Annotated in this window: 11 protein-coding genes; 1 reads left to right on the forward strand and 10 read right to left on the reverse strand. The window is 54.9% G+C overall.

Annotated elements, in window-relative coordinates; all coding sequences use genetic code 11:
• Positions 1-42: 42 nt before the first annotated feature.
• The 4 genes from choV to MIH19_RS08970 form a co-directional block, all read right to left on the reverse strand.
• Positions 43-1,224 (reverse strand): choline ABC transporter ATP-binding protein, encoded by a 1,182-nt coding sequence (choV, locus tag MIH19_RS08955; protein ID WP_249008533.1) that lies wholly within the window; start codon positions 1,222-1,224, stop codon positions 43-45.
• Positions 1,221-2,069 carry a choline ABC transporter permease subunit gene (gene choW, locus MIH19_RS08960; protein ID WP_249008534.1) on the reverse strand — a complete coding sequence of 283 codons (849 nt, stop codon included), beginning with the start codon at positions 2,067-2,069 and terminating at the stop codon, positions 1,221-1,223. The genes choV and choW overlap by 4 nt, the downstream gene beginning before the upstream one ends.
• A gap of 167 nt (positions 2,070-2,236) precedes the next feature.
• A complete protein-coding gene (locus tag MIH19_RS08965; protein ID WP_249008535.1) occupies positions 2,237-3,166 on the reverse strand; it encodes a choline ABC transporter substrate-binding protein in 930 nt (309 codons plus the stop codon).
• A gap of 320 nt (positions 3,167-3,486) precedes the next feature.
• Positions 3,487-4,665: an alkane 1-monooxygenase gene (locus MIH19_RS08970; protein ID WP_249008536.1), complete on the reverse strand. Its 1,179-nt coding sequence runs from the start codon at positions 4,663-4,665 to the stop codon at positions 3,487-3,489.
• A gap of 137 nt (positions 4,666-4,802) precedes the next feature.
• Here MIH19_RS08970 and MIH19_RS08975 point away from each other — a divergent pair, with 137 nt between their 5' ends.
• Complete coding sequence (locus MIH19_RS08975; RefSeq protein WP_249008537.1) at positions 4,803-5,831, forward strand: AraC family transcriptional regulator; 1,029 nt, start codon at positions 4,803-4,805, stop codon at positions 5,829-5,831.
• On the opposite strand, the gene MIH19_RS08980 is transcribed toward MIH19_RS08975, so the two are convergent.
• From MIH19_RS08980 to MIH19_RS09005, 6 genes are all read right to left on the reverse strand, one after another.
• Positions 5,828-6,250, reverse strand: a complete 423-nt coding sequence (locus MIH19_RS08980; RefSeq protein WP_249008538.1) for a tetratricopeptide repeat protein — start codon at positions 6,248-6,250, stop codon at positions 5,828-5,830. The genes MIH19_RS08975 and MIH19_RS08980 overlap by 4 nt on opposite strands.
• 52 nt (positions 6,251-6,302) lie before the next feature.
• Complete coding sequence (locus MIH19_RS08985; protein ID WP_249008539.1) at positions 6,303-6,959, reverse strand: peroxiredoxin; 657 nt, start codon at positions 6,957-6,959, stop codon at positions 6,303-6,305.
• Positions 6,960-7,121: 162 nt separating this feature from the next.
• The gene (locus tag MIH19_RS08990) at positions 7,122-7,748 is read right to left on the reverse strand and encodes a hypothetical protein (protein ID WP_249008540.1); all 627 of its coding nucleotides are present in this window, start codon (positions 7,746-7,748) and stop codon (positions 7,122-7,124) included.
• 10 nt (positions 7,749-7,758) lie between these two features.
• Complete coding sequence (gene asd, locus MIH19_RS08995; protein WP_249008541.1) at positions 7,759-8,697, reverse strand: archaetidylserine decarboxylase; 939 nt, start codon at positions 8,695-8,697, stop codon at positions 7,759-7,761.
• Complete coding sequence (locus MIH19_RS09000; protein ID WP_249008542.1) at positions 8,697-11,405, reverse strand: glycosyltransferase; 2,709 nt, start codon at positions 11,403-11,405, stop codon at positions 8,697-8,699. Before MIH19_RS09000 ends, asd begins: the two co-directional genes overlap by 1 nt.
• A gap of 2 nt (positions 11,406-11,407) precedes the next feature.
• Entirely contained in the window at positions 11,408-13,183 is a 1,776-nt protein-coding gene (locus MIH19_RS09005) for an aminotransferase class III-fold pyridoxal phosphate-dependent enzyme (protein ID WP_249008543.1), read from the reverse strand.
• Positions 13,184-13,283 lie beyond the last annotated feature (100 nt).

Genomic DNA, 13,283 nt, shown 5'->3' on the forward strand with positions numbered 1-13,283 from the left:
GGCATCGTGCGGCCACATATTGCGACCGCCGATGTTTCTGCCCTAGCTGTCGTCTAAATGTTTACCCAGCATCGCGTGGTATAGCTCCCGGTCGCCGATGGCGCCGGTGATCTGACCGTTCTCCTCCACCAGCAGGCTATGACCGGTGAAGTACCGAATCTCCACGGCATCCCGTAAGGGGGTATCTGGTGCGATGCGGGTGGGCTGCTGGGCCAGGCTTTCGATGGACTGACCTTCTTGCCAAAGCTGGGTCTGGAAGGTTTGGCCACCGCTGGTGACCACCGCTTTTTCCGCTACATCCGGTGTGTGTAGCCAAATGCCGTAACGTTTATTAATGCAACGGTTACCATTGGCGTCTTCCTGTATCTGCCCGATGGGTAGCGCCAGGGAACGCGCGGCCAGAACATTGAGCGGATTGGTGCTGGCAACAAAACTTTTGACGTAATCGTTCGCGGGTTGCAGCACGATGGCTTCCGGCTTGCCATGTTGAACGATCTGGCCGTCCTTCATGATCGCAATGTGCGAACCCAGCTTTAGTGCTTCATCCAAATCATGACTGACGAACACAATCGTTTTCTGCAGTTCTTCCTGCAGGGTCAGCAGTTCGTCTTGCAGCTGGTTACGAATCAGCGGGTCAAGGGCAGAGAATGGCTCGTCCATAAGTAGAATTTCCGATTCCGTTGCCAAGGCCCGGGCCAGCCCCACGCGCTGCAGCATACCGCCAGACAGCTCAGCCGGTCTGGACTTGGCCCAACCGGAAAGGCCAACCAGCTCCAATTGACGCGCGACCTTTTTGCGGCGCTCGGCCTTGCCCAGGCCTTGCAGCTCCAGACCAAAAGCGACGTTGTCTTCCACTGTTAGCCAGGGCATCAGGGCGAAGTTCTGAAACACCATGGAAATGCGACGAGTGCGGATGTCCCGCTGAACTTTATCGCTGGCCTGGGTGAAATCCACCATCTCACCATCGTGCCGAATGCGTATAGCGCCACTGGTGACATCGTTTAAGCCGTTAACACAGCGCAACAAGCTGGATTTGCCGGAACCGGACAGCCCCATCAGAACGCAAATCTCACCTTTCTTGACACTCAGGCTGGCGTTCTGCACCCCGACTACTAATCCGGTCTGGTCACGGATTGCGGCGCGGTCCAGGCCCTGTTCGATCAACGGCAGCGCGCGTTTGGGATTTTTGCCGAAAACGACATTTACATTCTCAAATTCGATCATGATGACGTCTCCTTAGCATCACTTTGGCGGAAGAACCGGTCCATCCAGATGGCCAACAGCACAATCGCCAGACCGGCTTCGAAGCCTTTGCCGATATCGACCGTATTCAAAGCCCGAACCACCGGGACACCTAAGCCATCGGCGCCTACCAAAGCAGCAATAACAACCATTGAGAGCGACAACATGATGCACTGGGTAATACCGGCCCCAATGGAGCTCATGGCAGCGGGTAACTCAACCTTGAACAACAGTTGCCGGTTGGTGCAGCCAAAGGCCTTGCCCGCTTCGACCAATTCTTTCGGCACTTGGGAGATGCCCAGGTGAGTCAGCCGCACCGGGGCAGCGATGGCAAAGATCACGGTTGAAATCACGCCAGGAACCACCCCCAGACCGAACAAGGTCAGCGTCGGGATCAGATATACAAAGGGTGGAATGGTTTGCATCAAATCCAGCACCGGCTGCAGAAATTTGTACAGCCAACGGCTATGAGCCGCATAAATGCCCAGAGGAATGCCGATCACCACACATAATAGGGTGGCGTACAACACCAGCGACAGTGTCGCCATGGTGTCTTCCCAATAACCAATATTCCAAATCAGCAAAAAGCTGAAGGCGGTAAAAGCGGTCAATCCCCAACGGCGATGACGAAGATGTGCCGCCACCGTAAAAAACAATACCAGAGCGCCAGGCGGTACCCATAACAGGGCCTCGGTCAGGCCGTGGATCATGCTACTCAGGGTATCGGAAACAGCGTCAAAAAAGCCGCTGAAATTGACGACGAGAAAATCAACAATGCCTTCGACGAAGTCGCCGAAAGGCAGTTGGTGCTCAGTTATCCAGCTCATGGCGTTCAGTCTTGTTGGGTGCGGGCCTTGGCCGACACCGGAAATGGGAGGTGTTCGTTACACAATCGGGCGCTCTGAACAGGTCAGTTCAGAACGCCCCCAAAGTGCTCGCTAAGTTAATCTCTAAATTATTCTCATCAGTGCTTTTTTCGGTGCTGTCTTCATTACTACTTCAGGGATGCCTTAACGGCAGGCAGCGCTGCATCGCCGTTCAAGGTCGTAACACCTTTGAGCCAGCCATCCAACACGGCCGGGTTGTTGGCGAGCCAAGTGTGAGCAGCATCCCGTGGCTCTTCGCCGTCATTCAGAATGGTGCCCATCACTTCGTTTTCCATGGGCAGTGAAAACGTCATGTTCGTTAGCAGCTTGCCCACGTTCGGGCATTCGTTCAGGTAATTCTTGCGCACGTTGGTGTGAACGGTTGCGCCGCCGTAGTTGGGACCAAAGAAATCGTCACCGCCGTTCAGGTAGGCCAGGTCATGATTGGCGTTCATGGGATGCGGTTCCCACCCCAGAAATACTACCCATTCATTACGACGAACTGCGCGGCCCACCTGGGACAGCATGCCCGCTTCGCTGGACTCTACGAGCCGAAACTCACCAAGACCGAACGCATCTTGGCCGAGCATGTCCTGAATCAGGCGGTTGCCATCGTTGCCGGGCTCAATGCCATAAATACGGCTGTCAAATTGGTCGGCGTGCTTGGCAATGTCGGCAAAACTGGTCACACCGGCATCGTAGACATACTGCGGTACCGCCAAGGTGTATTTGGCGCCTTCCAGGTTAGTGAGGATGGTTTCAACATCACCACTTTCCAGGTAAGGGCGCACGTCTGCCTCCATGGTGGGCATCCAGTTGCCCAGAAACACGTCAATGTCTTTGTTCTTAAGCGACCGGTAAGCCACGGGCACCGACAGCACTTTCGCTTCCGACTCGTAGCCCATGCCTTCCAGTACCTCGGAGGCCAGGGCGGTGGTAGCAGTGATGTCGGTCCAGCCAACATCGGCAAAACGAACGGTTTGACATTCGGTGTTCGGAGCCGCCACGGCAGCGCCGCTAATAGCAAGGCCAGCACAGGCCAAAATAAGTTTTTTCATTTGTCGTTCTCTTTTATGGATTGTCGGTCACAGCGTCAGCGCTGTGCATTTTTCCAATCAGGGTGCCCGCACAGGGTAGTTTTAGGCCACGGGTTTGATCCGCGCATTAAAGATGGTGGGAGCTGCTTTTGGCGCCTCGCTCGGGGGCGAAGCAAATGCAAATAGCGCTCAGATTCGAACGATCACCCAAAAAGTTGAACAAGCGTTCAATGAATATAGGTTAATGGTATGAAGCCTAAATATCAAACGCGTAAAAAAAGGCCAGAACAATAAGGGCTTAGCGTTAAATGCGGTTAAAAGCGGTAGAGCAGCATAGAAAATTATTTAGAAGACAAAGAAAAGTAACGTTTGATTATTTTCGCTTTTGCCGGTTTGTGGAAGTTGATTTTTGTACGGTCGCCGTCCACATGCGAGACCAATCTGGGGTTCATCACCGCAAACCACAGTGGCGGGATGTAGGCGAGAATAAACATGCCGAGGTAACCGTTCGGCAGCGTCGGCAAATTGTCGAAGTGGCGTAAAGACTGATAGCGACGGGTCGGATTTGCGTGGTGATCCGAGTGACGCTGCAAATGGAACGTCGCCCAGTTTGAAAAGATATGATTACTGTTCCAGCTGTGGTGGGGCTGTGTTGGCTCGTAACGACCGTTTTCACGTTTTTTGCGCAGCAGACCGTAGTGCTCGATGTAATTGGCAGAGGTGAGCTGGAACATTCCCCAGAAGGCGATTGCGATAATAAAGGGCAGAACCTCAATGCCGAGCAGAGCGACGGCGGTCCCCCATGCGAATGCGGTGATTAACGCCGGTTGCAAAATCTCATTGTTGAGCGACCAAACCGGCTTGCCAGCTTTGTTTAATCGCGTTTTTTCAATGTCCCACGCGCGAAAGAAGGCGCCAGGAATTTCGCGCAACACAAACCTCCAGATTGTTTCGCCCATGCGTGATGAAGCCGGATCTTCCGGGGTTGCAACGTCACGGTGGTGGCCTTTGTTGTGCTCGACAAAAAAGTGACCATAGGCGCAGGGCGCAAGAATGATTTTCGCCAACCAGCGCTCCATTCTGGTTTTTTTGTGGCCCAATTCATGGCCCAGATTAATGGCCGTGCCCTGAAGCGTGCCGATCACAAGCACGGTCGCGATCATGCCATGCAGGGGGGCTTCTTGAGTGCCCACAAACCAAACCCCGAGCGCCCACATTGCCCAAAGCACAGGGACCAGTAAGTAGGTGACATAGCGGTAGTAGCGATCTTGCTCTAGCTGCGCCACAACCTCTTCTGGCGGGTTGTTGGTGTCTTCGCCGAGCACCATGTCCAGAACCGGAATCACCACGAAATAAAATGCCAGCGGAGCCCAAAGCCAGAGCGCATTGCCGGTGACGAAGAATAGGCCGGGGCCGACAAGGGCTAGCATCGGTACCAGCACGGACAGGGCCCATAAATAGCGCTTACGATCTCGGTAGATCTCGCCTGATGGAGCAACAAAGACACCAGCTTGGTTCATGTTACCGTCCTCATAGGGATTGGGGGGATGTCGCCATATTGGCCCCTTCCGCCGGCGTCGGTCACCGCTATAAGTGGCAATTAATCGTCAAATAGTGCCATTATAATGATTGTAAATGGGTGCAATGCAGGAAGCGTATGGCGTTATTGGCAACGGAAAGACTTCGACCCGCGATACACCCGACCTATGCGCGGTTGGTGTGCGCGTATTTGCATCAACAGGGCTTTGATAACGAGACGATTCTGCAAGGTACGCGGTTGCACTGGGACCAATTATTGGGCGGGAATCGCTACCTCAGTCTTGAGCAGCTTGCGCGTTTATTGCGGCGTGCCACAGCGCTAACCCGAACGCCGTGGCTGGGCCTTGATATCGGCGGCATTACCTCGGTTTCTGCCCATGGTGCGCTCGGTTACGCCATTGTGTCGGCGCCGAATCTTCGTGTGGTGTTACACACTCTGGCGCGCTTCACCCGCTTGCGTTTTCAGTTGGTGAACGTCGTTATTTCTGAAACGGACGAATACTTTACGGTGAGCATGGAGGAGCTGTCAGACCTTGGCGATGTGCGCGAATTTGTCTATAGCGCGCTACTGGTTACCTATCTTCAATTGGTCGACACCGTGACCTCTCAGCGCTTGCGCAATATTCAGATTGAATTGCCGATACCGCACCCGCAATGGGCAGACGTTTACCAACAGCGTTGTGGTTGCCCGGTGCTGTTTGATGCGCCGGTGTTTCGTTTGCAAATGCCAGTGAGCGTGCTTGATACACCTTGCCTGACCGCCGATGCCGGCACCTTTCGCACCGCACTGCGTGATTGCGAAAATCAGCTGCGCCAGCTCGATAACGGCGGCGCGTTGAGCCAGCAGGTGAGTCATTGTTTGCTGAATAGCCCGGAGGGCTACCCGAGCCTTGACGATGTGGCGTCCCGATTAGCTATGTCGCGACGCACGTTGATCCGTAAATTAAAAACCGAGGGCACCAGCTATCAAGAGCTGCTGGATGGCGTGCGGCAAGAGCTGGCTGCCTGGTATCTGTTGGAAACCACTGTCGCGGTTGAGCAGATCGCGGAACGACTGGGTTATCAAGACACCTCTAACTTTAGCCGCACCTTTCGTCGCTGGTTTGGTGTAACCCCGCAGGCCATGCGTGGCGGGGGCTTAAACTAGCCTGCTAATAGCTTTTCAAGCAGCTCATCTATTTCTTTTTTAAGATTTTTATCGTCAATTCTGTCAGCGCTGATTTTCGCATTTTCAAGATTTTTGATCGCTGCGTCAGTCTGGCCTAATTCGATTTGCATTGTAGCCATGGAAAATGCGATGGATGACATATGGTCTTTCGAATCCATAGTGATGGCTTTCCCCAGGGCTTTTTCGTAGCCAGCCAGAGCATCCTCTATCTCTTCTTCAAAGTCGGCCAGAGTTTCCCATTGTTCCGGATGATCTTTATCAGTGTTTTCGTTATCGATGCAAACCGCTTTCAACTCTGCATAGAGCGAGTTGAAGGCCTCTCTATCGTCTTTATCGGCAGCCTTCATTAGCTTTTCAGCTAACTCATAGACGGACTTGTGTATTTTGGTATTAATCATTACGAACCACCTGCTGCCGATGCCTGTTGCAATAAAAATCTAGCTGAATTGCTTACTTCGTAGGCGCCTTTGCAAAGCGCAGGTAAGGCAATTTAATGTCGAGCTTGCCGAACTTCTCTTTTGCCTGCTCATCGTTCAGAGCCAGCCCTACAATCACGTCCTGACCGGGAACCCAGTTAGCAGGCGTTGCGATACCGGCACCGTCTGTGATCTGGACAGCGTCCAGCGCACGCATGATTTCCGCGAAGTTGCGACCTACAGACATGGGGTACGACATGGTCAGGCGAACCTTCTTGTCCGGACCAATAATGAACACCGTCCGTACGGTAGCACTGTTGGCAGGCGTACGATTGTCGGGCATATAGGCGCCGGCCGGCAGCATGTCGTAAAGTTTGGATACCAGCAAAGACGTGTCATCAATAATTGGGAAGTCGGCAGCCGCACCGGAAAACGCTTCGATATCGCGCTTCCACTTCATGTGCTCTTCAACGTTGTCTACCGATACGCCCATCACCTTGGTATTGCGTTTGGCGAACTCAGGGACAAGCTGAGCAACCGCACCAAATTCGGTGGTACAGACCGGTGTGAAATCCTTTGGATGTGAAAACAGGATCGCATAGCTGTCACCAATCCACTCGTGAAGCGTGATCTTACCGTCTGTGGAATTCACAGTGAAATCTGGAGCTACATCGTCGATACGAATAGACATAATTGTATTCCTTGGTTGTTGTGACGAAGCAGCAGCGACTAAACCGTCACTCTGCCTGCTCTGGTTAAGCTGCGTCGAAATCCAGGGGACGAATACCGCCCGGGTTGATCGTACTGCGGGCCACCCAAGAATTATACATAGTTTGCATCGCCAAGCGGATCTCTAGGTTCGCTGGTCAAGCGGCACATCGTCGTACCAGTCCTCCATTGTGTCGTACATCTCACCCTTGAGGATGTAGTAGGGCGCTTTCTGGTAGATCTTGATGTCGTGAAAAGGGTCAGTGAGAATCTTGGTCATCCACACCAGGCCGGACTGCACACCCATGAGTTTGAACAGATGTAGCGTTCTGAACACCACGGCACCCAGGCCGACGAACAGCCATATCAGTGCGGTGCTGCTGATGAATCCAACCAGATCCGTTGCCGGGGAGAGCAGGCCGAGCAGATCGGGGCTCAGCAGCAATGCCACCGGGGTCAGTGCCCAGACCGATAGCAGCACCACCTTGCGGTTGAGGTTGTAGCCCACTTTCACACGTTCCTTGAAGTCGTGGCTGGCCTTGTTCACCTCATCGTAAGTCTTGGGTTCAAAGAAGAAATGACCGGTCTGGCGCAGTGTCATGGCCAGTAGCCAGCCAACAAGAGCCGCTGCCGCCGGATAAAAAAACACCAGGGCATAGCTGATCAGAAAACAGCTGGCGCTGAGCAGGTGCAAAAACTGGTTGATCCGGTTGTGGTGATAGTAGCGGTGATCGTCCCACCGCTGTTTTTGTAATTCCTCACGAAATGTCATGGCAGCGTCCTTATACATCAAGTGTTGAAGTGGGTTCTTTGGAAAGACCGGGATCGTGCAAAGGTCGGGCTGGCAATGGGTGGCCTGACAACAGCGCTTCACCCATCCTGACTGGCTCACCTTCGGCGATTCCGGGGCTTAGCTGGTATTGCTCTGAGGCAAAAACAAGGATGGTAGAGCCGTGCTGGAAGTAGCCCATTTCCTGGCCTTTGCGCAGCGTCGCATTGCACGGAATCAGGTTGGCACCCCGGTATTTCAGATCCAGCGGCTCGGCCAGAAAATGAAATTTCATGCTGGCCACCAGAATGGCGGCAACCGGCACCAGCGTCAGGCCGTAATCTGAACGGCCAAACTCCAGTTCCAGAACCGCCCGCTCGTTTTTGCAAAACAGTTTTTCGACTTTTTTCAGGGCGATGGGGTTCACGTTCCAGGTGTCCCCGGACACATAGTTCACCCGGCGAATCTGGCAGTCTACCGGCGCATGAAATCGGTGATACATGCTGGATTTAAGCCGCAGGGTGACAAACTGGCCGTTGCGGTAGCGCGCTGCCAGCCTGGCATCCGGGATCAGTTCTTCCAGGGTGTAGGGAAAACCCTTGGCCTGGAACAGCCGGTTGTTCCGAATGCGGCCGCAGGCGCCAACGATGGCGTCGCACGGGCTGCTGACAGTATCCAGCCGGCTGTCTAGCGGGCGCAGGCCGGGTTTGAGCTGCCGTGTGAAGCACTCCTGCAGGCTTTTAAAACGCGGGTTTTTAGCGTCCTGTAATCGGAGGTCGTCACAGAAGCACTGCCAGATGGCAATGGATAGCCGGGTCAGGGCGGGGCTTTCAATACGGCTGAACCAGCCCATAAAAAAGGTGAGCCAGCGCCGGGGCAGGCGGTTGGTCAGCAGAAAATTCAGTTGTTCGCCGGTGGTTAAACCAGGCGTTGTCTTTTTAACCGAACTCACTAAGCTACCGTCACTTCAGCGTGAACCTGTTCCGGGTAGTCCAGCCCCAAATCCTCAAGAAATTTCCGCATGATGGGTTCTGCCTGGAACCGGGCAGCGCGTTTGCGAGCATTCTCGGCCATAACATTGCGGTCGGTCGAGGCGCTGAAGAAATCCACAACGGCTTCGGCCATCGTGTTTACATCCTCCGTCAGGTAACCGCTAACCCCGTGCTCAAGGATGTCTTTCGGCCCCTTGCAGTTGTAAGCCACTGCGGGCATGCCGTGGGTGAAGGCTTCAAGCAGCACGTTGCCGAAGGTGTCAAAACGCGAGGGAAATACAAACAGATCCAGCCCCAGATACAGTGACGCCAGTTGCTCCCGGGTTTGCCAGCCTAAAAATACGGCATCTGGCATGGCTCGCTGAAGGTCGTCGCTGGCAGGGCCTGAACCGGCCACAACGATTTGCAGGTTGGGTAGTGAACGGCGCGCCTCCTGAACGATTTCGGGCAGATCGAAAATGCCTTTTTCGCGGCTTAGCCGGCAAGCAATAAACAGCACCGGTGTTTTGTCGTTGGCGCCTGGAATCAGGTCCGACTTGCGGACAGGTTGCACCTGGAGGTCCCGCGGGGCGGTGTGGTGGGCGGTCAGGAATACCCGGTCTTCTGGCAGCTGCATTTCATGACCGGTCAGCCAGTCTCTGTGTTCACGGTTGAGCACGAACACACCGTCAAACCGTCTGTAAAGCGCCCGCATCAGGCGGCGAACCCGGTCTCTTTCGTGCTGATTCAGATGGGTGGTGTGAGCTATAAAATCAATCCAGTCTGTGTGCATGAAGAAGTAGCAGGGCACGTTGAACATCTGTTGCAGAAACAGGGCAACCAATGCCATGGGGCCTTCGGTGGAGCAGACAATCCGGTCGTAGCCGCCTTCATAGAATATTCGGGCAATTTCCATCACATCCGGCACCCGCAGGGTTTGATCGCCGAAGGGGTGCAGGTCAATGTCCGCAATAGGCCGCACCACGCTGAGGTGGGGCTCGGGCACGGCGTCGGAATGGCAGATCAGAAAATCAAGCGGCAGGTTGGTGCGTTTGATCTCTTTGAGCTTCCCGCTCAGCGAGGTGGATACGCCATTTTTATCCAGCAGCGTGTCGGTCAAACACAACGCCCGCCGGGAGTGCTCGTTTTTGCCAAGTTGCCGGGCGAACCGGTTGAGCAGATCGCGGTTCTGATACAGCACGCGGGTTGAGGCAAGAGTAGACCCTGCCAGTACGGTGCTGATCAACACCGGGAACGAGAGGCTGTCCAGAACCTCGGCCAGGTTAATATTGCTCATGTTATCCTGGCGCTTGCCGTCGCCCAGAAACAGGGCCGTGAGCTGGCTGGGTATTTCCAGTTTGCGGGTTAGCTCCTCGGTGGAAAAATCTTTCAGGCTGGGGCCCTGATGCTTGTCTACCGCTTTGCGAACCCGTTTGGCAATCAGGTGGTTCAGGTGGTTGAACAGCTCGCCGATGATCTGGTTGACGGTGTCCACAAACGCTTCGGGATGGTTGCGCTTGCTGTCGGCGATTTTATCCAGCTGGGTAATGCAGAACGCGTAGTCTTTCGACGCCTGCCATTTCAGAAACCGCTTGGGCTTCTTGCCTTGAAGTGCATCGTGTATGAGCGCGAAAAACACGGTGGTTTTCTTGTGCTTCTGCATTTCCAGAAACAGGTTGGCGACCATAAAGCAGCCCATCTTGTCCCAGGTAGACCCGCGGTGAAGGAGAATTCGAAGCAGGCCCGGGTCCTTCAGTTTGGTGGCCGCCTGGGCGAAGTAATCCAGCAGGGCAATGTTGAGTTTCTGGTTCTCGCCAACGTTGCCGAAAGGCGCGACCTGGCCGTTGCGCAGCGCTTCCAGTGCCAGATGGGATGCGGGTTGGGTTTTCAGGCGTTGTTGCAAATCGGGCACGTAAAGCTGTGAGCCGCAAAGGCCGGCAAAAATGCCGGTGTGGTCGTCAGAGCCGCCCGTCACCACTTTGGGCTTATCCGGGTTCACCCCAAATTCTGAGGGGTCCAGCTTGTGCTTGCGGGCATAGGCTCGAATGCGGTCTGGCGTCAGGCTTTGCACCCAGTTCAGTGTGAGTACGCTCTGCCATAGATCGCGCTGGCCGTTCAGCACTTCAAAGCGCCAGAACATCACCGCCAGCTTTTCGAACAGGCACAAATCAATCCGCTCGTTGCGGCTGTAAAAATAGAGCGGGTGGGGCAGAATCACCGGGATATCGTAACGGGCGGCGTAGCGTAGAAAGTCGTAGATATTCTGGCGCTTCTCGTTAAGGAGTACTTCCTGTTCGCGGGTGAAACCGTAAGTGAGCACGTGAATAAACAGATCGTACTCGGGGAAGAAACAGGTGAACTCGCAGCCCACCAGCACATCCACGCCTTTGTCTTGAAGCGCCCAGCAAGACCGCGCGTTGTTGTGGTTGGTGACGGTCACCACGGAACTGCCGTTCTGCCCCAGAACCTCCATCAGTTTCTTGGTTTTAACCCAAGTTTCGGGCAGGCGCAGTATTCGGCCCCAAAGTTCGTCGGGCACGTCGCTGTTATGGTCGTGGCAGTGAAAGTCGATCTGCAGGCAGTTTTCGGGCTCGAAACGCCGGGCCTGCTGACTGAGAAAGTCGTCAAATTCTGCTCTAAGCCCAATACGGAACTGCGGTTCGCCGTTGCTCTGCCATTGCATAGTCATACTCAACCCACCTTCCTGGAGTATTGGCGTTGGTTCGTCATCGGGCCGGAACCGGACGCTTTACCTAATTCTTCACCCGACTCTTCACGAAATGTTGTCAGCGGGCCAGACAGCCTGCCTGCAAGAAACGGGAATCGGGCGGTCAGCATGTCAACCAGAAACTGTCGCTTGATCGCCTTATTGGTCAGCTCCGGGCTTTGCCACCACCAGCCGTCTGCCTGCATTTGATGAGCGGCGCTGACAAATCGCTCAATCACCTGGCTGAAGTCGTGATCGGTAAAGCGGTAAGTCATGATCAGCCGTCCGGTGCCGGTCCAGCTCAACTCAAGGCCTGCCTGTCGGAGGTAGAACTGGAACATCCAGTTGTAGCGGCCGGGCAGGGTATAGAGCACCGACAGAATCGAATGAATGTTGGTGATTCGCAGTGGCAGCCCTTCGCTTTCCAGCCGCTGATTGAATTGGGCCACCCGGCTGTTCCACAGGCTTTCGGATTCGAGGTATTGCTGCTGTATATCAGACTGCCCTATGCGGTTCAGGAACACATTCATCGCACCCATTACATAAGGGTGGGAGTTGAACGTGCCGCGGGCAAAGGAGACGTTGACTGGCTGGTTGTCTTTGAAGCGCTGCATCAGCTTCTGAGTTCCCGCCAGCACACCGACCGGCAGGCCGCCGCCCAGGGTTTTGCCGTACGTCACCAGGTCCGCCTGTACGCCGTAGAATTCCTGGGCACCGCGATAGGCCAGCCGGAAGCCGGTAAACACCTCGTCAAAAATCAGCACAATGCCGCGTTCAGTGCACACATCCCGAATTCGGGTGAGCCACTCGCTATAGCGTTGTTTGTCGAAACCGTTGCTGCGATCGCTGGCGACAAGCGCAGTGTCAGAGGGGGCGTCACTGTTGGGGTGGAAAGCCTGCAGGGGGTTAATCAGCACACAGGCGATGTCGTTGCGGGTGCGCAGTACGTGCAGGGTCTGTTCGCTCAGGTCTGCCAGAGTGTAAACATCGCGGGCTTTGCGGGTGTTGCCGATGCCCGGCTGAACGCCATCCCACCAGCCGTGGTAGGCACCGCAGAAACGCACAAGATGGGTCTTGCCGGTGTGGTAGCGCGCCAACCGCACCGCCTGCATGACGGCTTCAGTGCCGGACATGTGAAACGACACCTCGTCTAGCCCGGACACCTGGCGGATAATATTCACGTTTTCAGCAATCAGTGGGTGATACGTGCCCAGCACCGGCCCGAGGGCTTTGGTTTGTGCGATGCCCTCATCCATGCACTGTTTGTAGAAGTCATAGCCGAAAACGTTGACGCCGTAAGAGCCAGACAGGTCATAGCGCCAGTTGCCGTCCAGATCGCGAACCTGGGAGCCACGGGTTTCATCGGCCATGGAGCCGAGCAGGAAGCAGTCTGGCAGTTGCCGGCTGTAGGGGAATGGCACCCGGTACCGGCTGGTAAAGCGCATATCCGAAACGCTGTTTTGAATGGCACGGCAGTGCGCCAGGGTTTCGGCACACTGCCGCTCGGCATTGGCCTGAAGCCCTTGAATTGCCTGGCGCCGCTGTTGCTGCACGGCTGATGGTGCGCCGTCACTGGCGAAAAAGCCGTGCTCGCTGTAGCTGAAGAAAGGAATCAGGCGGGCAACGCGCCGGGACAGGTTACTGTGCCCACGGAGCGAGGGATGTTTTGCCCGAGAAAGCTGAAGCCTGCCCGCAAGCCTGTAAATAAGATAAGGGCTGGCCATGGCTGCGACGGCGTAGAAAACAAAGATAGACGTCATACACTCTTTTCCTGCTGGATTACGCTGAAACTAGCAGGGCAAGGTGAAGGCTGTGTGTCAGTTTTCCGACAGTTAGATGACAGGGTTGAATGCACCCCGC

Origin of the sequence: Marinobacter sp. M1C, assembly GCF_023314135.1 — a bacterium.
Classification (GTDB): Bacteria; Pseudomonadota; Gammaproteobacteria; order Pseudomonadales; family Oleiphilaceae; genus Marinobacter.